The organism is Dehalobacter sp. TeCB1 (assembly GCF_001707455.1).
Taxonomy (GTDB): domain Bacteria; phylum Bacillota; class Desulfitobacteriia; order Desulfitobacteriales; family Syntrophobotulaceae; genus Dehalobacter; species Dehalobacter restrictus.
In genome coordinates this window covers 19,691-41,966 of record NZ_MCHF01000005.1, presented here as the reverse complement: position 1 = coordinate 41,966, position 22,276 = coordinate 19,691, and the positions used below count along the sequence as shown (strand labels likewise).

The window sequence follows — 22,276 nt, the reverse complement described above, 5'->3', positions numbered from 1 at the left end:
TTGAATGTCGAGTGATTTGTATTGTTTGCTTGGATGAAAAGTGAAAAAGGAGTGAGAGTGTGGAAAAGGTTCAACTCCAAATTGACGGAAAAACTGTATTGGCCTCAGCAAAATCTACGATTTTGGAAGCTTGCCGGAAAAACGGGATTTCTGTTCCGACACTGTGCCATGCTCCCGAACTGACCAACTGGGGCGCTTGCAGGTTGTGCATGGTCGAAGTAGAAGGCATGCGAAACCTGGCTACAGCATGTACGATGGAAGTACAACAGGGGATGGTCGTAAGGACTTCAACACCGGAAATTAGGGAAGCCCGCAGAACTATCCTGGAATTGATTTTAGCGAACCATGATATTGACTGCCTAACCTGCGAAAAGATGGGCAACTGCGATCTTTCCCGTTATGCTTATGAATATCAGGTTAAAGGAAATACTTTTCAGGGAGAGAAACGCTGCTCTGACCCGGACGACAGCAATCCGTTCATTTTTCGGGATATGAATAAATGCATTTTATGCGGCAAATGCGTAAGGGCTTGTGCCGAGATTCAGGTCAATAATGTTCTAGACTATTCCAAACGCGGTTTTGAAACTCAGGTCTCACCTGCTTTTAACCTGCCGTACGGTGACTCGGATTGTGTATTCTGCGGCTCATGTCTGGCCGTTTGTCCGGTTGGCGCACTGACTGAAAAACAAATGATCGGCAAAGGACGTCCCTGGGAAATCAAAAAAGTTCGGACCACGTGTCCTTACTGCGGAACAGGTTGCAATTTTGACCTGAACGTCAAGGACGGCAAAGTGATCGGAGTAACCTCCAGTTCCGATGCACCGGTTAATGGCAGGGCACTGTGTGTGAAAGGACGGTTTGGATATGATACGATCCACAGTCCGAACCGCCTGCAAGCTCCGTTGATCAGAAAAGACGGTGAACTGGTCGAAGCGGACTGGGATGAAGCCCTTGATCTTATCGCAGAGAAATTCACGGCAATCAAGGCCGAAAATGGCCCTGATTCGCTGGGTGCTTTAAGCTCAGCACGCTGTATCAATGAAGACAATTACCTGATGCAAAAACTGATGCGCGCAGTGATCGGAACTAATAACATCGATCATTGCGCCCGGACCTGACACGCTCCCTCTGTGGCCGGTCTGGCCACTTCATTTGGCTCGGGAGCTATGACGAACTCAATTGGTGAAATACCGCATTCTAAGGTTATTTTTGTGATCGGTTCCAATACGACTGAAGCTCATCCCGTCATCGGCGGCAAGATTAAGCAGGCAGTACGCAACGGCTGCAGACTGATTGTGGCCGATCCGAGGGGAATCGAGCTGACCGGGTTCGCCGAAGTCTGGATGCGGCTGCGGCCCGGAACAGACATCACGCTGGTCAACGGGCTGATGCATATCATTCTGAATCAGGGATGGGAAGATCGTTCCTTTATTGAAAAAAGAACGGAAGGATATGAAGGACTGAAGGTGATCCTTCCCAAATATACGCCCGAGTATGTCAGCAGGGTTACCGGGGTTCAGGAGGAACTTCTTTATCAGGCTGCGGAGATCTATGCTACAGCCGAAAGTGCCCAGATCTTCTATACACTGGGCATTACCGAGCATATCACCGGTACGGACAATGTGATGTCCCTGGCCAACCTTGCCATGCTGACCGGCAATCTTGGCAAAGAAAATTCCGGCGTCAATCCGCTGCGGGGACAAAACAATGTCCAGGGAGCCTGTGATATGGGCGCGCTGCCGAACTTCTTCCCGGGATATCAGAAAGTGGAAGACGAAAAAGCAAGAGACAAATTTGAAAAGGTCTGGGGAGTACCTTTAAACCCGAACAAAGGGTACATGATCCCGGATATGTTTGAAGCCTCTCTTAAAGGGAAGCTGAAAGCAATGTATATCATGGGTGAGGACCCGGTTTCAACGGATGCGGATGCCCACCATGTACGCAAGGGACTACAGGCACTTGACTTTCTGGTTGTCCAGGATATCTTCCTTACCGAGACAGCCAAACTGGCCGATGTCGTGCTTCCCGGCGTGAGCTACGCGGAAAAAACCGGAACATTTACGAATACCGAACGCCGCGTGCAAATGGTCAATAAAGCGGTTGAGCCTGCTGAAGGCGCCAAACCAGACTGGCAGATTATCAGTGCCATTGCCAATAGAATGGGTTCTGATTTCAACTATCATTCGACGGCAGATATCATGAATGAGGTTTCTTCACTGGCACCGCAGTACGCGGGTATTTCGCACGAACGTCTCGGAACGCATGGCCTGCAGTGGCCGGTTACCTGTGAGACTCATCCGGGTACTCCAATCCTGCATATGGATGGCTGCACGCGGGGCAATGGGCTGTTTATGCCAATTGAAGCCAGAGTTTCGGATGAGCTGCCGGATAAGGATTATCCTTTCCTGCTCAGTACCGGACGCAAACTGAGCCACTATAACATCTCGACGCGCTATTCAGACGTGTTAAGTGCTTATTCGGCAGAAGAATTCGCCGAGGTCAACCCTGAAGATGCCAGGAACCTAAATGTCTGTGACGGTGAGAAGGTCAGGGTCTCCTCACGCCGGGGTGAAGTGGATACAAAGGTCAGGGTAACGGACAAAGTTCCGCCCGGAATGATCTTCATGACGTTCCACTATGTGGACTCCCCGGTCAACGTTCTGACGAACGCAGCTTGCGATAAGGTCTCGGGTACGTACGAATACAAGGTGTGTGCAGTTAGAATTTCGAAGTAAAACAATACGGGCAGTTGCTAATTATTGTATCATCAAGGTAAATTTAAAGAATATGCTTGAAAGGCAAAAAATACAAAAATTTGTCACCGACTAAAAAAGTCTTCCTTCAGAGTTTAAATCTGAGGGAAGACTTTATTTTTTCTAGAAAGAAAATCATAGACTTTTGATAAACATAAGCCTGTCACTCCTTGTCCGAGGCAGACATATATTGATAGAGGAACAATGAGCAAAAGGGGTATCTTCATTGAAGGCAATAGCATTTGTTGATTACGAAAATATCTGGGAAGGCCTTCACGAATACGGCTACAGGCTGATGCCCGAGGAGTTTATTCAGCTCCTGGAGGACTATGCGGATCATATTGGAGTGGATCTAAAAGCCGTCTATTTGTATGCGAATTTTGACAAGGAAGAATTCTGGAGGACCCAAACTGCCTTTGAAAAGAAAAACATCTTCACGCGTCATGTCTATGGGAAAAATAACTATGTGAACACCGAAATCCGTGCAAATGCGGCGGATACGGAACTGATGCTGGAGGTTCAGGAAATTCTGGTGACCAGACCGAAATCTGCAGAACTATTTCTTTTATTTACAAGTGATGGCGATTTCCTGCCTATTATCCGAAGAATCCGTGCCTGGGGGAAAGAAGTCCGAATCATCGGTGTTAAAGACAAAATCAATCACTTGCTGATTCCTTACTGTGAAAGTCTGGATGTTTTCTTTAATCTTCTCAATAAGGATTCTGCCAAGTATATGCCGGTTGATGATTTTCCGATAGGAATCGAATTAATTGCTGAGATGCAGATGAGACTGCCCTATGTTGCTTCCACCAGGGCTCGGTCGTATTTAAGTACCAAGCTAGGAAGAACGGCCTCTGAAGTCAAAGATTTTATCCAGTACCTTTTGACGGAGAACTGCCTGATAGAAAAAGAATTCCGTGATCCAAACCTTGTCATCAAAAAGACCAAGATCTATTTGTTAAACCTGGTCAACCCATTGATCACAGAAATCCTGGGCAGTAATCTGACAGAACAGCTTGCAGCCCGTTATGCAAGATTGAGTTCAGAGATTGTTGAGAAGTAACGGAAGCCTGTCACCGATTGTCCTTTTTTCTCATAGGATATGGAAAAAAGGAAAGGTGTCCAATGAACGATCAGCTGCAAGAAATGTTGGCAATGCCCGGAGTCATAGGCTTTGGTAACGGGATTAAAGAAACCAATGGTCATCCGACGGGAACGGAAGCATTACTTGTTTTTGTCGAGAAAAAGATTCCCCGCTCGGAACTCAGGGACAATGAATGTGTACCAAATTTGATTAACAATATACTCACCGATGTCATCGAAATTGGGGAAATTTTTGCTCACAATGAAGCCAGTGGCAGGCGCGCAGCAGCACAAGGGTTCATTGTTTTCCTTCGAAACCTCGTGGGGAATCCCGCGAAAAATTTCCCCAAAACCCTGCACAAAAACCTGACCTCCAATTTTAATGCAAGAGCTACAACCAAAGAAAGAATAAATGCTGGTGACTTCCTGAGCCTCTGGAGATGGCTAATTAAAGAACGGGGAGGTTCTTCGGCGGTCAGCAGGACTTCTTTGATCAGACCTGCAGTCCCGGGTGTCAGTATTGGTCATTATCAGGGAAGAGCCGGAACCTTTGGAGCGTTAGTCTATGATCAAAAAAGCAGCCAGCCCCTGATCTTATCCAATAATCATGTCTTGGCGAACACATCGATGATGAGCAATGCCCGGGCCTCAATCAACGATCTAATTACTCAACCGGCAGGAATAGATGGTTCAAATGAGGCTATCGGTTATCTTGCAAGGTATGCGGCATTAAATGTTTACCCTAATCCGAATTGCGTGGACTGCGCTGTGGCCAAACCGGTAAGTGCCGCCGCTGTGAGTCCGGAAATATTGGAGATCGGTAAAGTTACGGGTGTGACTGAGGCCGCATCCGGCATGACGGTAAAAAAATCAGGGAGAACTACAGGACTAACGATTGGCAAAATCAGAGCAATTAATTCAACAGTAAAAGTCAATTATGGAGAAGGTAGAATTCTGTTATTTGAAAAACAGATCATTGCTTCCAAAATGTCTGAACCGGGCGACAGTGGATCCTTGGTTGTGGATCACAGAAACAGGGCTGTAGGTCTGCTATTTGCCGGCTCAAATCAAAGTACAATTATTAATCCGATTAATCAGGTTCTCGAAACACTTCAAGTAAAGTTCTAGCGCAGTTATTCAAACTCTGGTTTTGTACCTGACGTACATACCAGAGTTTTTTGACTGCCGCGAATGAACCGGCATTTATTGAATTGCTCGCAAATCCGGCGCTTTTTGAAATGGACTTTCTTTGGCATGGTTTGTGTATATTAAAAGAGGAGGGTTCCTGGCAAGGAATCCTCCGTAAGACCAGACGTTGCTGTTTGTGTTCCCTATTCCGAAACTGCGCTTATCTGAGGGCTAAAATGATCAATGCAATAAGCAAGATGACAAAGGCGATGATTAATACCGGAGAAAAGATAAAAAAGTTAATAATAAGGAATAAACTTGCTAAAACAACTCCGGCTATCAATCCCGGGATAAAACCAATAACAGGCGGTGGGGGGACTGGCGGAATCGGTGGAACAGGTGGATGTGGCGGAACAGGCGGAATAGGGGGCAAAGGTGGTCCAGGGGGGAAAGGGTAACGATTACAGCAACAGCCGCCCAACCGTTGATCAAAAAGCAATGACATTGAAATTCCTCCTCTTAAGATGAAGATAGGGCCCAGAGGGCTTTAATAAGATAAGAGGAACATGGGCTGCCCCAAAAATATTTGGACAGCCGCAAACTGCATATCCCTTTAGAAACTCAAACGGAAAATGACGACTCCGAGAAGCAGCAAGATCAGACCGGCCAGAATCGCGATTGGGTTAACGATTGAAGGCCAGGCAACTAAAAATAACCCCAGACCAGCGGCAGCAATTGCACCAATCAATCTGAGGACAGGGAAAGACTCTGACGAATCTACTTCCTGCGTACGGATAACCTGTTGAAGCATTGTATGGTCCCCTTTCTTCTTGTGTCACAGCATCGACTTGTCTTTTTATATTATTCGGCTTGTCTGAGGTATGTTCATAATCCAAGGGGTTTTATGGTATTTTTTAAAAATTATTTCTAAAAAATATATTTCGAATTGACAAAAACATTGGCCTGACATATAGTAAAACTAATTTAGTTTGAGCGTCAAAACAAAGAAGTATGATGGTAAGTGGTGCTTTATGAATAATCTTTATGGGACTTTAAATGAACTCCTGGTAAAACTATTCAACGACATTCTCCAAATCGAAGAACTGTCCCTTAAGGAGAATGAATTTAGCGACCTCTCTATTACAGAAATACATGTAATTGAAGCAATTGGCCTCACAAAGCGCAACATGTCTTCTGTAGCCAGAGACTTGGATATTACGATCGGGACTCTTACCTTTTCGGTTAACAACCTTGTGCAGAAAGGCTATGTGAACCGGATCAGAAGTGATGATGACCGACGGATTGTGCTAGTTTCTCTTACCGACAAAGGTGTACAGGCTTATAAGCATCACGCCGGGTTTCATGATGAAATGATCCAAACAACCATTTCCCGACTTTCGGATGAGGAAATGGAAGTACTTGTCTCGGCTCTCGAAAATATTAACGGGTATTTTAAGGTCAAGTACAATTTGAAAAAAAGAGAAAAATAACAGAGCAAGCTGCACAGACACGGGAGGTTGGAAAGAATGTCAGTTAGAATTATTACGGACAGTACAAGTGATCTCCCCGGCTATTTGATAGAGAAATATAACATTATTGTCGTGTCGTTGAAAGTCCTGTTTGGGGAAGAGGAATATAGAGACGGCGTTGATATTACCAACGAAGAGTTTTATGCCAAAATGGCAAGACATAAAGAACTACCGACGACAGCCCAGGTGAATCCGGGTGAGTTTGTCGAGGAATTTACCAAACATGTAGACCAAGGCGATGAAATCATCGGTATTTTTATTTCTTCCAAGCTGAGCGGAACGTATAATTCCGCTGTAATGGCCAGGGAGATCATAAATAAGGGCAGAATCTATGTAATCGACTCTAATAGCGCTACTTTCGGACTTGGACTATTGGTCGTTGAGGCAGCCGAGATGGCTGCTGCAGGTAAAAGTGCGGAGGATATTGTTCAAACAATTGAGATTCTGAAAGATCAGGTTCAATTCTATGGCGTTATTGACAATCTAGAGAATCTGAAAAAAGGCGGAAGACTATCAGCGACCAGTGCATTTGCCGGCAGTATCCTGGGTATAAAGCCAATTATTTCTATCAAAGACGGAGCGGTCATTGTCGTAGGAAAAGCCAGAGGAAGAAAGAAAGCCTTCTTTTGGATTCTGGAGAACCTAAAAAACAACCATGTGGATTTAAATAATAAGAGAATTTGTATTGCGCAGGCTGCAGCACCTGAGAGTCTGGAGGAATTTAGACAGATCATTCTCAAAGAATATGTGCCAAAAGAAATTGTGGTATTTTCGCTGGGCCCTGTGATTGGAACTCACGCTGGCGCAGGCTGCATAGGAATAAGCTGTTTCGGATAGGGAAGCAGACCCGTTTATGATGATTCGCCCCGCATCTTCAGTAGGAGGTGCGGTTTTTTAGCATCACAAAAATAGAATTTACGGATAGAGGAAAGAAAAGAATGAATAACGGTAATGATAGAATTGACAAATATATTTATATATCTTAATATTCAAATATAAGAATATGGAGGGGATTTGCTTGTTGACTTATAAGGATAATCTGGTTTATTTCGAAGAAAAGGCGGATATATTAAAAGTACTTTCCCACCCTGTCCGGCTTTGCATTGTCAAAGGCCTGATGGAAAATGGGGAAAACAATGTAATGAGCATGCAGAATTGTCTGAGTATTCCGCAGTCGACAATTTCTCAGCACCTATCTGCGTTGAGAAATAAGGGGATCATAAGGGGTAGACGCGAAGGACTCGAGGTTTTTTACTCGGTTCAGAATCCGCTAGTGAAAAAGCTGATCCATCTGATGTTTTTCGAATGATGCTAAATATTTGAATTTGAATATTAAGCCAATTAAACTAAAAAATAAATTATTGAAAATAATATAGGGTCGAGGAGGTCGTTATCTAATGCGTAAAAAAATTGTGATTGTCGGTGGGGTGGCTGGAGGAGCAACCACTGCTGCAAGATTAAGAAGACTCGATGAAAAATCGGAAATTGTTATATTCGAAAGAGGGGAACATATTTCTTTTGCGAATTGCGGACTGCCCTATTTTATTGGAGGCGTGATTAAAGGACGGGATAAACTTCTTGTCCAGACCGTTAAAGGAATGACAAACAGATTCAATCTGGACATCCGGACAAAATCAGAAGTAATCGCGATTAATCGGCAGGATAAAAAGATCCAGGTAAAAAACCTCGACACGGGTGTCGTCTATGAGGAAAGCTATGATATTCTAATTCTTTCGCCCGGAGCGAGTCCTATCGTTCCGGGGATTGAGGGCAGCACCGGAAACCCGAGGGTATTCTCGCTTCGAACAATTCCCGATGCCGAAGCCATTGACAGTTATATTGATCAAAATCAGGCCAAAACAGCGGTCGTTGTAGGCGGCGGATTTATCGGCCTGGAAATGGCCGAAAACCTGAAAGAACGTAACCTTGATGTCTATCTGGTTGAAGCTACCGATCAGGTACAGCCCTCACTGGATTATGAAATAGCGAGTCTTCTGCACACCCATCTCCGCGAAAAAGGTGTCAGGATGATTCTTAAGGACAGTGTCGTGAAGCTTGAAGGATCAAAGGTCTATCTTCAGAGCAGCCAGGAGATTGAAGCAGATATGATCGTGATGGCTATCGGCGTTCGTCCGGAAAACATGCTCGCTGTTCAGGCCGGCCTGGAGACCGGCGAAAGAGGAGCTATCCGGGTCAATGGATATCTGCAGACCAGTGATGAAAACATCTATGCAATCGGTGATGCGATTGAAGTAAAAAACTATGTCACAGGACTTCCGACAAACATACCTCTGGCCTGGCCGGCAAACAGACAGGGCAGGCTTCTGGCCGACAATTTGTATGGCAACCGTAAGCCTTACCGGGGGACTCTAGGAACTTCTGTTGCCAAAGTATTTGATTTGACGGCCGCTTCCACGGGCATCAATGAAAAAACAGCAGCTAAAATGGGAATACCGTATAGGGTCATTCATATTCACCCCAATTCCCATGCCGGATACTATCCAGGTTCGACAGTGCTCGATATGAAGATGGTCTTTACTGAAGACGGCAAAATACTTGGTGCGCAGGCCGTCGGGCGCAAGGGTGCAGAAAAGAGAATTGATGTAATTGCAACGGCTATCAAAGGCAATTTAACGGTTTATGACCTTCAGGATCTGGAATTGGCCTATGCACCGCCTTATTCCTCAGGGAAAGACCCGGTCAATATGATTGGGTATGCCGCGGCCAATTTGCTGGATCATATGGTCAAGACTGTTCAATACCATGAAATCGACGATATTGTCGCTGCTGGAAACATTTTGGTTGACGTCAGGCAACCTGAAGAAGTAGAACTGGGCAAGATCAACGGGTCAATCAATATCCCGCTTCCGGAGCTCAGAAAGAGGCTTGGGGAGTTGCCGAAAGATAAGCCGGTTTACCTGACGTGCCAGATTGGCCTTAGGGGATATATTGCGGCTAGGATCCTTCAACAGCATGGTTATGACCCGATCAACCTTGACGGAGGTTTCCGGACGTATACCAGTGTTTACTGGGCGGTTGAAAAGAAGGATAAAGGAGCGGTAAAAGTTGATGATACCGGAAAAGCTTTTACCGAATCCCCGGAGGCCAAAATCGCAGCGGATAAAGTGATCGACTGTTGTGGTCTACAGTGTCCTGGACCGATCAAACAGGTATTTGAAAATATGAAACTCCTAGAAGGAGGCCAGGTCCTGGAAATCTTGGTTACGGATCCCGGCTTTGCGAGGGATATTGAGGCCTGGTGCAGCAAGACCGGCAATACGCTGCTTAAAACAGAATTAAACGGGGATTATCTGAAAGCCTATCTGCGCAAAGGAAGCGTGAAGCCCGCCGACCAGCCGCAGGTAAACGTTGTGGTGGAGGAAAAACCCAAGAGCGCGACGCTGATTGTATTCGAGCAGAATATGGATAAAGCCTTGGCCTCATTTATCATTGCAACCGGTGCGGCATCCATGGGTAAAGAAGTGACGATGTTTTTCACATTTTGGGGGCTGAATATTCTTAAGAAACATGACGCGCCTAAGGTAAGCAAGGATTCCCTGGAGAAAGCCTTTGGCATCATGATGCCCCGCGGACCAAGAAAACTGCCTATCTCCAATATGAATATGGGTGGTATGGGTGCGAGAATGATCAAGTATGTCATGAAAAAGAAAAATGTTGATAGTTTAGAAGAACTGCTGCACAATGCGATGAAAATGGGTATTAAGATCGTAGCCTGCTCCATGTCGATGGATGTGATGGGCATCAAGAAGGAAGAACTGATCGATGGCGTAGAAATCGGCGGTGTTGCCACAATGCTTGCCAAGTCTGAGGAATCAAACTTGAATCTATTTTTCTAAGACATAAAATAGTTAATTTTTAAGATCTTCCAGCTTTATTGAGGAAAATAATTTATGTAATTTCCACTGAAAATATGGTAGATTATTAAGTACAGACTTAGTACCTGATATACCATTATAATTATTTTAGGGTTTACAAGTATTAGAAGGTATTTCGCAGGGCACGTCTAAATAGTAACGTCTGAATATGTTTGAAGGTAGATGGGCGTGGAAAAGAAAAAGCTGGAGATCACAGGAGTGCTATTTGCCGGAGGAGAAAGCAAAAGAATGGGCCAGAACAAGGCATTCCTTGAGATAGGCGGAAAACCGCTTCTGGAAAGAAATCTGGAAGTGCTGGACAGTATCTGTAGTGAAGTCCTTATCAGCTGCAGGGAGCCTGAACAATATTCTGGATACGGTTATCAGGCGGTTGCCGACCAAATCAAAGGTAAAGGGCCGATGGGCGGGCTGTATTCCGTCCTTCCGGTGGCTAAGTATGACTATGTCTTCGTGGCTGCCTGTGATATGCCGTTCTTAAACAGTGAAGCCATTGCCTATATTTATGAACGGATTGAGGATTATAAGTTGGTTCTCCCGTATGTTCGGGACAGACTACATCCGCTGCACGCCTTTTACCACAAAAAAGTGCTTAAAGTTGTCGAGAAACGGATTAAAGAGGACAAACTGCGTCTATTTGATATTGCTGATGAATGCAGGCATAAGATCGTGAATATTTCTGAGGAGATGGAAGGCAGCATGCTGAAGGAAATGATCGAGGAAAGTTTCCTGAATGTCAATACGCCTCAGGAGTGGGAACTCATTTTACAAAAAATCCAATAATGCTTTGGGGAGGCTGGAATGAAAAAGATTGAGGCAGTAATTCGCAGCAATAAACTTGACCAAGTGGAAAAGGCGCTTAGTAATTTGGGAATCAGCGGGATTACCGTATCTCAGGTACTTGGCTGGGGAAGGCAGAAAGGGAATATCACCGAGGTTTACCGCGGAACGGAAGTATCCGTCCGGCTGCTGCCCAAAGTCAAACTCGAAATCATTGTCAATGATTCGGAAAGTGAAAGCGTTCAGGAAACCATCAGGGAGAATGCCCTAACCGGTAAATTTGGCGACGGCGTCATCTGGGTGACCGCTGTTGAGGACTTTCGCCGGATCCGTACCGGAGAAAATTTTCTTGATTAAAATCTGCTAACAGTAATGAATAAATAAGGAAAATTACGGTTATTCTATATAACGTATTTATTAAGCGTTATAGCAATTTAAAGATTGATGAAGAAAATAAGTGATAATCAATTCTAATCGTCCGTAGTTATGCGTGGATGGGGTTGCAATACTACCAGACGTTGCATATTATTATACCTAGGTATTAGCACTCATCTTGATTGAGTGCTAACAATAAAGCGAAATATAAAAATATAAAGGTTTCAAGGAGGGAAATTATTTTATGAAACTCAAACCGTTGGCTGACAGGGTAATTATTAAAGCGGTCCCGTCTGAGGAAAGAACTAAGAGCGGGATCATTATGCCCGACACCGCAAAAGAAAAGCCTCAGGAAGGCGAAGTGATTGCCGTAGGTCCTGGAAAAGTTGAAAAAGGGGAAAGAATCCCAATGGAAGTTAACGTCGGCGACCGCGTGATTTATTCTAAATATGCCGGCACAGAAGTTAAATATGACGGAAACGAATATTTGATTTTAAGAGAAGCCGATATTCAGGCAGTCATTGGTTAAGTAACAGCCCAGTATTACTTATCAGATAACATTCCAAAGTATTTTTTGATAGAATTAAAGGAGGAACATTTAGGTGGCTAAACAAATCATTTTTAACGAAGATGCCCGCCATGCCATGGAGCGTGGTGTCAATAAGCTTGCGGAAGCTGTCCGCGTTACATTGGGACCCAAAGGCCGCAATGTTGTTTTGGATAAAAAATTTGGTTCCCCGCTAATCACCAATGATGGTGTGACGATCGCCAGAGATATTGATCTGGAAGACCCGTTTGAAAATATGGGAGCACAGCTTGTAAAAGAAGTTGCTACCAAGACAAACGATGTAGCCGGTGACGGCACGACCACAGCGACCGTTCTGGCTCAGGCCATTATTCGTGAAGGTCTGAAGAACGTTGCTGCCGGCGCTAATCCGATGGAAATCAAACGCGGTATTGAAAAAGCTGTAGAAGCGATTGTTGCTGACGTTAAAGCAAATGCCAAGACTGTAGAAAGCAAAGAAGCCATAGCTCAGGTTGCTTCGATTTCCGCTTCTGATACAACGATCGGCAGTCTGATTGCCGAGGCTATGGAAAAGGTCGGCAAAGACGGTGTTATCACTGTTGAAGAAGCCAAAGGCATGACCACTGAACTGGAAGTTGTTGAAGGAATGCAGTTTGACCGTGGGTATGTTTCCGCCTATATGATCACCGATACCGATAAAATGGAAGCTATCTTAAACGATCCATTCATTCTGATCACCGACAAGAAGATCAGTGCGATTGCAGATATCCTTCCTGTTCTGGAAAAAGTAGTTCAGGCTGGCAGACCGCTCCTGATCATCGCTGAAGATCTGGAAGGCGAAGCTATGGCTACCCTGATTGTCAATAAACTCCGCGGAACCTTTACGGCCGTAGGCGTTAAGGCTCCCGGTTTTGGAGACCGCCGCAAAGCGATGCTCGAAGACATTGCTGTTCTGACCGGCGGACAGGTCATCACTGAAGACCTCGGCCTCAAACTGGAAAATACTTCGCTGGATATGCTCGGACGCTGCCGACAGGTCAAAATAACCAAGGAAGAAACGACCATCGTTGATGGCAACGGCGACCAACAGGCTATCAGTGCCCGTGTTGAATCCATCAAGAAAATGATTGAAGAAACAACCTCCGACTATGACAAAGAAAAACTCCAGGAACGTCTGGCTAAACTGGCCGGCGGCGTTGCCGTCATCCAGGTTGGAGCAGCTACCGAAACTGAAATGAAAGAAAAGAAACTGCGCATTGAGGACGCTCTGGCAGCTACTCGCGCCGCAGTCGAAGAAGGCATTGTTGCCGGTGGCGGCACAACTTATCTTGATGCAATTGCTGCACTTGATAACGTTGACGTATCCGGCGATCAGAAAACCGGAGTGGCTATTATCCGTAAAGCACTGGAAGAGCCTGTCAGACAGATTGCTAATAATGCTGGTCTCGAAGGTTCCGTCGTTGTGGAAAAAGTCCGCAACAGCTCTAGAGGCGTAGGCTTCAACGCGATGACTGAAGTTTATGAGGATATGATTGCAGCCGGTATCGTTGACCCGGCGAAAGTAACCCGTTCGGCTCTGCAGCACGCAGCTTCGATCTCCGCTATGCTCTTAACCACAGAGTGCCTCGTTTGCGACCTGCCTGAGAAAGAAAATCCAGCAGCTGCCATGGGCGGCATGGGTGGCATGGGCGGAATGGGCGGCATGATGTAGGAAAAGACCAAACCCATTGATATATCATGCGCTGATAAAAAATATCCCCTACGGGGTAGCGTGAAGGTGATAAAAATAATCTCCTGGTATAGGGGTTATAATAAATCCTTCGGTTAGAGGTTTCTCATTAGTTTGCTGAACTTTTGGGAAGCCTCTTTCTTTTTTTTGTCTTATCATAAATGGTTAATCAATCTCATAAAATAAAATTGTGAACAAAAAATCTATAAGGAATTTCCCTTATAGATGGGCAAAGCAACCATATTGCTTGGTGTAAAAAGTAGTTCAATTTGTAGGCGGCTACTTTTTACACATAAGGCTAGATCTAGGCAAGTTTTTAATTAAATACATAGTTTAATTATTTGGATAATCAAAGCGATCAGGCTTACAAGAAGGGAACAGGAACCAAAAATGATCATCATTGTCTGATAGAGTTTTGTCATAGTCCAATTCCTCCTCTCAAGAAGAATTGGTTGCTTTACCTTTGGAAATTTATTATTCTAAATATATTTGTAGTAGTATATATGCTAGTTATACAAGTTTAGACTTAAAATGTTTGTCTTAAGAATTAAGTAGACTGTCCGAGATGGATGGTCTTTTTAGAGAGTTCGGTGAACGTCTTTGGGTATCTCCGTTGTTTTCGGGGACAGGTTAGGAATGGCCAAATATCTTTCCTCGCAAAAAAACTTTGCAGAGGAACTTGGCCTACTAATTTAGTCATATAAAAAGCGGGATGGCACCTTAAATACTTATTTGGTTAAAGATGGAAGAATAGAATATGCTCAAAAAATCTCCTCTGAAAATATTTTATAGAAAGAGGAGGTTATCTTTTATGGTGCAAACTGCGAAAAGCCCGCCAAACCATAATCATGGAAGTTCAACGCATACATCCTGCGATTACGGGCATTCTCATCAATGCTTGGATATTTCGGGAATAGCTATTTCAACCGGTGATAGTCATGTTCATCATTCAGAAAATTTCGTTTTGTATGAGCATGGACATACGCATTACTACAAAGCTGTTTCGAGCCCTTCAATTCCGCTGAAGAATGGATGGCATGCGCATAATTGGGATTTCTACACGACCGTAGACAACGGCCACCGACATCGAATTTCCGGTGTGGATATGGCGACTCCCGGCTTTTGATCCATTGATTTCGGATTTGCCAATAGGCAATCGTATAATCGATAATTCAGCCCAAACAGGAATTACCAGTAATACCTTGATTTAGCCGGTCATAATATTAAGTAAGAACTCCGCCAGGAGGGCAAGGTATGAAAAAGAAAATCATTGTCGGTTCCATCATCATTTTTTTGTTCGTCATTGGAGGAATGATTACCATAATGCGTCAGCCCGATCCGCAGCAGCTGGTTATCTTGGGCCTGGAAAACCTGAACAAAGCCAATTCATTTTCTTATGCTTTAACGCAGCAGCAGACAGTGGATGGCAAAGCGCGGTTACTGACGAGGATTACCGGCTATAAGAGCGGTGAAAACATTCAGATTCAGGGTCAGCTGGCGGGAAGCAAAGTTGAAATGATTAAGGTGGGTGATGTTCTCTACAACAAGGACCCTTTCAGCAAAGCGTGGGTAAAATTCAGCGATGTATCAGTTGCCCAAAAAGTCTTTCTGGTGGAGCTTAACCCTTTGGCCAGTCTGCAGTTGAAAGAGATCGGTGAGGTGATGCTTAAAGGAGAGAAAGAACTAAACAGCAAGAAATGCTGGGTATGCACGCTAAAACCAAGTGTACAGAATCAGATGATGGAAACTCTATGGACCGGTTTTGAGTACACGCTCTATATCACCAGAAGCACCAAAACTGTAACGCAGGTTGAAGTGAGAGCGCAAAACAAAGAAACCGGAGAACCGATGACCCTGATCCTGGAATTTAAGGATATCGGAAGAAAGATTTCAATCCAGCCGCCTGAAACGGCAGAGTAAATGTCTGGCTTCATAAAAGAAGGTACTGCAAAAACGCTGTTCGAATGCAGTTTTTGCAGTATCTTCTTTTTTATCCTGTTCAACTTGTGATATAATTCAGTGGTAATAGCTTAATGGAGTGGTAGGAATGGAAAGAAAGATTGCGAAGGTGCTGATAACCGAGGAACAGCTAAAAAAAAGGGTGGCCGAACTGGGTGAACAGATTACCAACGAATATTTTGGCAAGGATCTTCTGACCATTGGTATTTTTAAAGGGGCTGTGCCTTTTTTTGCAGATTTGATCCGGCAAATAAGAATTCCGTTGAGATATGATTTTATGGCCGTTTCAAGCTATGGGAGCTCCAACCGTTCTTCAGGAGCCGTCAGACTACTGAAGGATCTGGAAACCAGTGTCGAAGACAAACACGTCCTGATTGTTGAGGATATTGTTGATACAGGGCTTACGCTGAAATACTTGAAGGAAAACCTTCTCGGGAGACAACCCTTAAGCCTGAAGATTGTCACGCTTCTGGACAAGCCGGAGCGGAGACAGGTCGATATTCAGCCTGATTACAATGGCTTTGTGATACCAAATGAGTTTGCAGTCGGCTATGGGCTTGATTATGACGAAATGTACAGGAACCTCACGTATATTGGCGTTTTGAAGCCCGAGGTTTATGAGAAATGATATCAAAAGAGATTACTCCATTTTACTGCCAGTTAAGAAAATCATATCATAAGTCTCAGTACTGAAATGTTGAAAGGATGATGCAAGTGGAACGTGAACTGGTGTTGGTTCTTGACTTTGGTGGACAGTATAATCAGCTGATTGCGCGCCGGGTCAGAGAAGCAAAAGTATATTCAGAGATGATTTCATATAAGACCCCTGTAGAGAAGATTAAAGCCATGGCCCCGAAAGGAATCATTTTCTCGGGAGGTCCTGCCAGTGTCAATCAGGAGGGCGCGCCTTTCATTGACCAGGCAATCTATGAACTGGGGGTACCGATCCTCGGTATCTGTTATGGCATGCAGCTGATGACCGTACAGCTAGGCGGACGTGTGGAGAGACCGCAGGCCCATGAATATGGGAAAACAGAAATCACGATTGAATATAATGAAGGGGTCTGGCACGGACTCAAAGGTGCTCGTCAGTGTTGGATGAGTCATGGGGACTCAGTGCTGGAACTGCCTGCCGGTTTCATCCGGGCTGCCTTTACTGCCAATACGCCGGTTGCGGGAATCTACTGTCCGGAAAAGAACTTTTATGGCGTTCAATTTCATCCGGAAGTCAAACATACCCCGGAAGGACAGGCAATGCTTGAAAACTTCCTGTACAGGGTATGCGGCTGCCAAGGCAACTGGACCATGGAATCCTTTATTGAATCCCAGGTACAGGAGATCAGGAAGAGAGTCGGAGATAAAAAGGTCTTATGCGCGTTAAGCGGCGGGGTCGATTCTTCTGTCGCCGCAGTACTTGTTTATAGAGCGATCGGGGATCAGCTAACCTGTATTTATGTCGATCATGGATTTATGCGCAAGAATGAATCGGAGCAGGTCAAGGATACGTTTATTGGAAAGTTTCACCTGAATCTGGATTTTGTCGATGCTTCGGAACGTTTTATGGCTAAGGTGAAAGGAATTTCCGAACCGGAAGAAAAACGCAAACGGATTGGCAATGAATTCATCAGGCTGTTCGAAGATGAAGCCCGTAAGTTAGGCCAGATTGATTTTCTGGTACAGGGTACGCTTTATCCGGATATTGTAGAAAGCGGCACCGAAACAGCTGAAACCATTAAAACGCACCACAATGTTGGCGGGCTGCCTGAAGATATGCAGTTTGAACTGATCGAACCTTTACGGATGCTTTTCAAGGATGAAGTCCGGGAAGTCGGACTGGAACTTGGCTTGCCGGAAGAGATTGTCTGGCGCCAGCCATTCCCAGGACCGGGGCTTGCAATCCGTATCATCGGCGAAATCACGCCGGAAAAGCTGGATTATTTAAGAGAAGCGGATGCAATTGTCAGGGAAGAGATTATTAAAGCCGGACTCCACATGGAGGTATGGCAATACTTTGCGGTGTTGCCCTCTATCCGTAGTGTCGGCGTGATGGGAGATGGACGCACGTACGGTTATCCCATCGTCTTAAGGGCGGTCACGAGTGACGATGCGATGACGGCCGACTGGGCAAAGCTGCCGTACGAACTGCTCGAAGTCATCTCAAACAGGATCGTCAATGAAGTCCACGGTGTGAACCGCGTGGTTTATGACATTACCTCTAAACCCCCCGGAACGATTGAGTGGGAATAGAAACTGATAAGCCTATAGGCATATCAGTAAGCCATGGCATATTAATATTGAAACAACCAGTCTAAACGCTTAACAAGGTCGGTTTTATGGGTATATCAGAAAGTATAATTATTTTCTGGTATATCTAAGTGCAACTAAGCAGCCGCCAAAGACTTGGCACCAGCCAAGTTTTCTTTATAAAAAGGGGTGAATGTCATGAGAATCACGATTTTACCCAAAAGCAAGTCCGGCAGAAAATCCTTCATCCTGGTGATTGTCAGCTGGATTTTGTTTGTCGTGGGTTCCGTACTTCCATACAAGGAAGGGTACTCCGGCTTAGAACTGATCTCGCATAATCCCCTGCAGGTTGTCATTACCGTTCTGATCTTTGCCGCAGGCATTGCAGCGGCCATTATTGGACTGAAAGCTGTTATCAGGAAGAAAGAGCGGTCGGTTCTGGTTTTTCTGGTGATTCTGATCGGCGTGTATTATATTCTGAGTTTTTGCGGCGTCGCTGTGGACGTGTTTTTTAGCTAAATATCTCAGTGAATTCTATTTCTTTTGCTGCGCAGCCTATTTATCAATGATAGAAACGATCAAAATAATTTTTGAGTATATACAATAATAAGGTTGAAGGTGTTAAGTGACAGGAAGGGATGATTATATGAAGGCAAAGTTATGGCCCCAATCCCGTTCCGGCCGATGGTCGGCTGGACTGAGTATTGCTTTTATTGTATTGATCGTGCTGAAAATGATGGGCGCACTGCCTTTTCCGACGTTTGCAGTAGCTGCATTGGGATTAGCAGGCTTTATTGCCGGAATTGCGGCAATCATTGGCAAAAAGGAAAAGGCGATCCTGATATTTCTGCCAATACTCGTAGGATTGCTGATTATCTTCTGGATTGCGGCTGAGATTATTTATCCGCATTAGGCCTTTAATTAATTCCAACATTAAAAAGGTGGTACTGTCTTGATCGAAAATATTATGATCTCTGTCATCGTCCTACTGTATGGGTTGGTCATCGGCAGTTTCCTGAATGTGTGCATTTACCGGATTCCGATCGGGAAAAGCGTTGTTGGCGGGAGATCCTATTGCCCGCACTGTGATACGCTGATTCCGTGGTATCTGAACATCCCTGTTTTCAGCTACCTCTTTCTGCGGGGACGCTGCAAAAACTGCCGGGGCCCGATCTCGCCGATCTATCCCGCAGTCGAACTGCTGAACGGGGTCTTGTACCTGATTGTCTGGTTTACCTATGGACTGAGCCTGGAAAGTGTTTTTCTGGTAATGCTTTTGTCTGTGCTGATCGTCGTGTCGTTTATTGACTGGCAGAAAAAGGTGATTCCGGATAAGCTGGTCGTTTTTCTGCTGGGCTTGAGTGTTTTGCACGGCGTCTATCAGAGCGTGTGTTTTGGAGCTGCGTGGTATACTTGGGTTATTGGTTTTTTTGCGGCTTCCGTACCGCTTTTTTTTCTGAGCTTATTTTTCCCCGATGGGCTAGGCGGAGGAGATATCAAGCTGATGGCTGCAGCAGGGCTTTTTATGGGCCCGCCGGTGCTTCTGGCTTTGTTCCTTGGTTCGTTGTATGCAGGTCTTACTGCGGTGTTACTGATCACAGTGCGTAAGAGATCCCTGAAATCTGAGATCCCTTACGGACCGTTTCTGTCCCTTGGGATATTTACTGTAATGATCTTTGGAGAGCAGATCTTTCTATCCGCTGTGTCAGTATAATGGAAAATAGACGGAATATGGATAGTATATGAGTAATACGTTCTATTATAATGTAAATAATTTGAGAATGACGATATGAATAATGAAGAAAACAAGATAACGGCTAACCAGAAATGCAATGAACATGCAAAAGTTCATTGCATTATTTTATGCCCGAGCTCTTGTCTGAATAAATCTATGCTATTTTTCCAAACTATTACTGAATAGCTCTTTGCCATGAAAAATTATTGTTGTTTTCGGAAAGGATTGTGTACTTGCTATGACCAAGCCACAGGCAATCGATGTTATGGAACCAACCAATGAAAATCTGCCCAGAGAAAAATTTGAGGAACTGGAAGCTTTTATTAAGAGTTTGCCAACAACGAAAAGCGCTCTGATTGAAATCTTACATAAGGCCCAGAATATTTTTGGCTATTTACCGAGGGATGTACAACTTTTTATTGCCCGAAAATTAGGAATTCCGGGAGCAGAAGTATTTGGGGTCGTCAGCTTTTATTCCTACTTCACAACCAAGCCAAGGGGAAAACATACGATCAGTATCTGTATGGGGACTGCTTGCTTTGTCAAAGGGTCGGATAAAATTATGGAAAGACTGAAAGAAAAGCTTGGCATTGAATCCAATGAAATCACACCTGACGGTCTTTTCGGACTGAAAGATGTCCGCTGCATCGGCACTTGCGGCATGGCTCCCGTTATGATGATTGATGATAAAGTATTTGGCAGGGTGAGAGAAGAGGACCTGGATACCATCCTCGAATCATACCGTCGGAAGGAGATACTGGTATGAAGATTGGTTCGCTGGAGGAATTAAAAAAAATCAAAGAAGAATATCAAAAGAATGTAAATAGAAAACAAGGCGGACAAACGCCGGAAGAACAAATCAAAATTCTTGTGGGGATGGGTACCTGCGGCATCTCATCAGGTTCAAGGGAGACCTACAATGCTTTTTCGGATGAAATCACTGCCCAGAACATAACGAATGCCCAAGTTGTTCCGGTCGGCTGTATTGGCTGTTGTCACTCGGAACCAACTGTTCAGGTAAATAAACCGGGCGAACAACCGGTTCTCTATGGTAATGTAACCAAAGACAAGGTCCAGGAAATTATTGAGCAGCATATTAAAAACGGGAAAGCAGTTGAAAATCTCTCATTAGAAATGAAGTTTGACCGGGTGTAGAATCGGGCGCAGATCACAAAGTACGTAATTTGTTTGGAGGCTATGATGTCAGAAACAACAAAAAATCCGAAACAGTACCGGATCGCCCTGCGCAATTGCGGGCTGATTAACCCGGAAAATATCTCGGATTATATTGAAGTCGGAGGCTATGAAGCCTTGGGAAGGGTACTGACAACGATGTCCCAGGATCAGGTCATAGACGAAATAAAAAAATCCGGGCTGCGGGGCCGTGGCGGGGGGGGATTCCCCACAGGTCAGAAATGGGAAATTACAAAAAATCAAAAAAGCAAGGACAAATATATCATTTGCAATGCAGACGAAGGTGACCCGGGGGCTTTCATGGACCGGAGCATCCTGGAGGGCGATCCTCATTCCGTTTTAGAGGCCATGGTGATCGGCGGCTATGCAATTGGCGCCACCAACGGATTCATTTACATCCGAGCCGAATACCCGCTGGCAATTTTCAGACTGCAAACTGCTTTGCGGCAGGCTCGAGAATTGGGCTTTCTGGGAGAAAATATTTTCAACACGTCTTTTTCCTTTGATATCCAGTTGAAATATGGAGCGGGGGCTTTTGTCTGCGGGGAAGAAACAGCGCTCATTAACTCCTGTGAAGGAAAACGCGGTGAGCCAAATTTTAAACCGCCTTATCCTGCGGAAGAAGGATATTGGGGCTGTCCGACCTGTGTAAACAATGTGGAGACGTTTGCCAATATTTCTCCGATTATCCTTAAAGGGAGCAATTGGTTCGCTTCCATTGGCACTGAGAAAAGTAAAGGGACCAAGGTTTTTGCGCTGGTCGGTAAAGTCAAAAATGTTGGCCTGGTCGAAGTCCCCATGGGAACAACCTTACGAGAAATTATCTTTCAAATTGGCGGAGGTATCCCCAACGGCCACAAATTCAAAGCCGTTCAAACAGGGGGACCGTCCGGAGGCGTGATCCCGGAGAAACACCTGGACATTCCTTTAGACTATGATAACCTGCTCAGTATCGGGTCCATGATGGGATCAGGGGGCATGATCATCATGGATGAAACCGATAATATGGTCAATATCGCTAAGTTTTACCTGGAGTTTACGATGGATGAATCCTGTGGCCGCTGCACCCCCTGCCGGATCGGTACCAAGCGGTTATATGAAAAGCTGAATCTAATTACCCGCCGCAAAGGAACGATGGCGGATTTAGATGCCATCAAACAGCTCGCTTACATGGTTAAAGGTAGTTCGCTCTGCGGGCTTGGTCAGACTGCGCCCAGCCCGGTCATCAGTACCATGAAATATTTTTGGGACGAATACCTGGCCCTGATCAAAGACATTGACCATCCTCGAGGGGAAGGCCATTATCAAGCAAAGAATAAAATTGGTCTGAAATCATAAGGAGGCTAAC

Annotated in this window: 23 protein-coding genes; 22 read left to right on the top strand and 1 reads right to left on the bottom strand. The window is 44.9% G+C overall.

Annotated elements, in window-relative coordinates; genetic code table 11:
- Positions 1-59 precede the first annotated feature (59 nt).
- The 4 genes from fdhF to A7D23_RS01175 all read left to right on the top strand — a co-directional run bounded on the left by fdhF (position 60) and on the right by A7D23_RS01175 (position 5,422).
- Positions 60-2,735 carry a formate dehydrogenase subunit alpha gene (fdhF, locus tag A7D23_RS15450; protein WP_083221838.1) on the top strand — a complete coding sequence of 892 codons (2,676 nt, stop codon included), beginning with the start codon at positions 60-62 and terminating at the stop codon, positions 2,733-2,735.
- A gap of 244 nt (positions 2,736-2,979) precedes the next feature.
- Positions 2,980-3,816, top strand: coding sequence for an NYN domain-containing protein (locus tag A7D23_RS01185; RefSeq protein ID WP_019225289.1), 837 nt, complete (start codon positions 2,980-2,982; stop codon positions 3,814-3,816).
- Positions 3,817-3,878: 62 nt separating this feature from the next.
- Positions 3,879-4,964, top strand: a complete 1,086-nt coding sequence (locus A7D23_RS01180) for a hypothetical protein (RefSeq protein ID WP_019225290.1) — start codon at positions 3,879-3,881, stop codon at positions 4,962-4,964.
- Positions 4,965-5,200: 236 nt separating this feature from the next.
- Positions 5,201-5,422: a hypothetical protein gene (locus tag A7D23_RS01175; protein ID WP_025206043.1), complete on the top strand. Its 222-nt coding sequence runs from the start codon at positions 5,201-5,203 to the stop codon at positions 5,420-5,422.
- A 155-nt stretch (positions 5,423-5,577) separates the two neighbouring features.
- Here the strand turns inward: A7D23_RS01175 and A7D23_RS01170 are convergent, their stop codons facing one another.
- Entirely contained in the window at positions 5,578-5,775 is a 198-nt protein-coding gene (locus A7D23_RS01170) for a hypothetical protein (RefSeq protein WP_015043670.1), read from the bottom strand.
- A 220-nt stretch (positions 5,776-5,995) separates the two neighbouring features.
- On the opposite strand from A7D23_RS01170, the gene A7D23_RS01165 reads away from it, so the two are divergent.
- The 18 genes from A7D23_RS01165 to A7D23_RS01080 all read left to right on the top strand — a co-directional run bounded on the left by A7D23_RS01165 (position 5,996) and on the right by A7D23_RS01080 (position 22,266).
- On the top strand, positions 5,996-6,454 hold the full coding sequence (locus A7D23_RS01165) for a winged helix DNA-binding protein (RefSeq protein ID WP_025206042.1): 459 nt from the start codon (positions 5,996-5,998) through the stop codon (positions 6,452-6,454).
- A 36-nt stretch (positions 6,455-6,490) separates the two neighbouring features.
- On the top strand, positions 6,491-7,330 hold the full coding sequence (locus A7D23_RS01160; RefSeq protein ID WP_019225293.1) for a DegV family protein: 840 nt from the start codon (positions 6,491-6,493) through the stop codon (positions 7,328-7,330).
- Positions 7,331-7,511: 181 nt separating this feature from the next.
- Positions 7,512-7,802, top strand: a complete 291-nt coding sequence (locus A7D23_RS01155) for a metalloregulator ArsR/SmtB family transcription factor (protein ID WP_019225294.1) — start codon at positions 7,512-7,514, stop codon at positions 7,800-7,802.
- An 88-nt stretch (positions 7,803-7,890) separates the two neighbouring features.
- Positions 7,891-10,350, top strand: a complete 2,460-nt coding sequence (locus A7D23_RS01150) for a CoA-disulfide reductase (protein WP_019225295.1) — start codon at positions 7,891-7,893, stop codon at positions 10,348-10,350.
- 207 nt (positions 10,351-10,557) lie between these two features.
- Positions 10,558-11,169: a molybdenum cofactor guanylyltransferase gene (locus A7D23_RS01145; protein WP_025206041.1), complete on the top strand. Its 612-nt coding sequence runs from the start codon at positions 10,558-10,560 to the stop codon at positions 11,167-11,169.
- 18 nt (positions 11,170-11,187) lie between these two features.
- Positions 11,188-11,523 carry a P-II family nitrogen regulator gene (locus tag A7D23_RS01140; protein ID WP_019225297.1) on the top strand — a complete coding sequence of 112 codons (336 nt, stop codon included), beginning with the start codon at positions 11,188-11,190 and terminating at the stop codon, positions 11,521-11,523.
- Between the two features lie 262 nt (positions 11,524-11,785).
- On the top strand, positions 11,786-12,070 hold the full coding sequence (groES, locus tag A7D23_RS01135; RefSeq protein WP_015043663.1) for a co-chaperone GroES: 285 nt from the start codon (positions 11,786-11,788) through the stop codon (positions 12,068-12,070).
- A 73-nt stretch (positions 12,071-12,143) separates the two neighbouring features.
- Positions 12,144-13,778, top strand: coding sequence for a chaperonin GroEL (gene groL, locus A7D23_RS01130; RefSeq protein ID WP_019225298.1), 1,635 nt, complete (start codon positions 12,144-12,146; stop codon positions 13,776-13,778).
- Positions 13,779-14,607: 829 nt separating this feature from the next.
- A complete protein-coding gene (locus tag A7D23_RS01125) occupies positions 14,608-14,922 on the top strand; it encodes a YmaF family protein (protein ID WP_019225300.1) in 315 nt (104 codons plus the stop codon).
- A 128-nt stretch (positions 14,923-15,050) separates the two neighbouring features.
- Positions 15,051-15,716 carry a hypothetical protein gene (locus A7D23_RS01120; protein WP_019225301.1) on the top strand — a complete coding sequence of 222 codons (666 nt, stop codon included), beginning with the start codon at positions 15,051-15,053 and terminating at the stop codon, positions 15,714-15,716.
- 127 nt (positions 15,717-15,843) lie between these two features.
- A complete protein-coding gene (gene hpt / locus A7D23_RS01115; protein ID WP_068882919.1) occupies positions 15,844-16,383 on the top strand; it encodes a hypoxanthine phosphoribosyltransferase in 540 nt (179 codons plus the stop codon).
- Between the two features lie 86 nt (positions 16,384-16,469).
- Positions 16,470-18,002, top strand: a complete 1,533-nt coding sequence (guaA, locus tag A7D23_RS01110) for a glutamine-hydrolyzing GMP synthase (protein ID WP_068882917.1) — start codon at positions 16,470-16,472, stop codon at positions 18,000-18,002.
- Positions 18,003-18,197: 195 nt separating this feature from the next.
- Positions 18,198-18,518, top strand: coding sequence for a hypothetical protein (locus A7D23_RS01105; protein ID WP_068882915.1), 321 nt, complete (start codon positions 18,198-18,200; stop codon positions 18,516-18,518).
- A gap of 127 nt (positions 18,519-18,645) precedes the next feature.
- Positions 18,646-18,912: a hypothetical protein gene (locus A7D23_RS01100; RefSeq protein ID WP_068882913.1), complete on the top strand. Its 267-nt coding sequence runs from the start codon at positions 18,646-18,648 to the stop codon at positions 18,910-18,912.
- 39 nt (positions 18,913-18,951) lie between these two features.
- Positions 18,952-19,713: an A24 family peptidase gene (locus A7D23_RS01095; protein ID WP_068882911.1), complete on the top strand. Its 762-nt coding sequence runs from the start codon at positions 18,952-18,954 to the stop codon at positions 19,711-19,713.
- Between the two features lie 259 nt (positions 19,714-19,972).
- Positions 19,973-20,500 (top strand): NAD(P)H-dependent oxidoreductase subunit E, encoded by a 528-nt coding sequence (locus A7D23_RS01090; protein WP_068882909.1) that lies wholly within the window; start codon positions 19,973-19,975, stop codon positions 20,498-20,500.
- Positions 20,497-20,889, top strand: coding sequence for a (2Fe-2S) ferredoxin domain-containing protein (locus A7D23_RS16310; RefSeq protein WP_068882907.1), 393 nt, complete (start codon positions 20,497-20,499; stop codon positions 20,887-20,889). The genes A7D23_RS01090 and A7D23_RS16310 overlap by 4 nt, the downstream gene beginning before the upstream one ends.
- Positions 20,890-20,934: 45 nt before the next feature.
- Complete coding sequence (locus A7D23_RS01080; RefSeq protein WP_068882905.1) at positions 20,935-22,266, top strand: NADH-quinone oxidoreductase subunit F; 1,332 nt, start codon at positions 20,935-20,937, stop codon at positions 22,264-22,266.
- Positions 22,267-22,276: the final 10 nt, after the last annotated feature.

Excerpts from the sequence above, each read along its gene's own strand:
- A7D23_RS01150 (WP_019225295.1), top strand. The coding sequence starts at position 7,891 with ATGCGTAAAAAAATTGTGATTGTCGGTGGGGTGGCTGGAGGAGCAACC.
- A7D23_RS01140 (WP_019225297.1), top strand. The coding sequence starts at position 11,188 with ATGAAAAAGATTGAGGCAGTAATTCGCAGCAATAAACTTGACCAAGTG.
- A7D23_RS01165 (WP_025206042.1), top strand. The coding sequence starts at position 5,996 with ATGAATAATCTTTATGGGACTTTAAATGAACTCCTGGTAAAACTATTC.
- A7D23_RS01175 (WP_025206043.1), top strand. The coding sequence starts at position 5,201 with ATGATCAATGCAATAAGCAAGATGACAAAGGCGATGATTAATACCGGA.
- A7D23_RS16310 (WP_068882907.1), top strand. The coding sequence starts at position 20,497 with ATGAAGATTGGTTCGCTGGAGGAATTAAAAAAAATCAAAGAAGAATAT.
- A7D23_RS01120 (WP_019225301.1), top strand. The coding sequence starts at position 15,051 with ATGAAAAAGAAAATCATTGTCGGTTCCATCATCATTTTTTTGTTCGTC.
- A7D23_RS01170 (WP_015043670.1), bottom strand. The coding sequence starts at position 5,775 with ATGCTTCAACAGGTTATCCGTACGCAGGAAGTAGATTCGTCAGAGTCT.
- A7D23_RS01100 (WP_068882913.1), top strand. The coding sequence starts at position 18,646 with ATGAAGGCAAAGTTATGGCCCCAATCCCGTTCCGGCCGATGGTCGGCT.
- A7D23_RS01125 (WP_019225300.1), top strand. The coding sequence starts at position 14,608 with ATGGTGCAAACTGCGAAAAGCCCGCCAAACCATAATCATGGAAGTTCA.
- groES (WP_015043663.1), top strand. The coding sequence starts at position 11,786 with ATGAAACTCAAACCGTTGGCTGACAGGGTAATTATTAAAGCGGTCCCG.
- A7D23_RS01160 (WP_019225293.1), top strand. The coding sequence starts at position 6,491 with ATGTCAGTTAGAATTATTACGGACAGTACAAGTGATCTCCCCGGCTAT.
- A7D23_RS01090 (WP_068882909.1), top strand. The coding sequence starts at position 19,973 with ATGACCAAGCCACAGGCAATCGATGTTATGGAACCAACCAATGAAAAT.
- A7D23_RS01080 (WP_068882905.1), top strand. The coding sequence starts at position 20,935 with ATGTCAGAAACAACAAAAAATCCGAAACAGTACCGGATCGCCCTGCGC.
- A7D23_RS01180 (WP_019225290.1), top strand. The coding sequence starts at position 3,879 with ATGAACGATCAGCTGCAAGAAATGTTGGCAATGCCCGGAGTCATAGGC.
- hpt (WP_068882919.1), top strand. The coding sequence starts at position 15,844 with ATGGAAAGAAAGATTGCGAAGGTGCTGATAACCGAGGAACAGCTAAAA.
- A7D23_RS01105 (WP_068882915.1), top strand. The coding sequence starts at position 18,198 with ATGAGAATCACGATTTTACCCAAAAGCAAGTCCGGCAGAAAATCCTTC.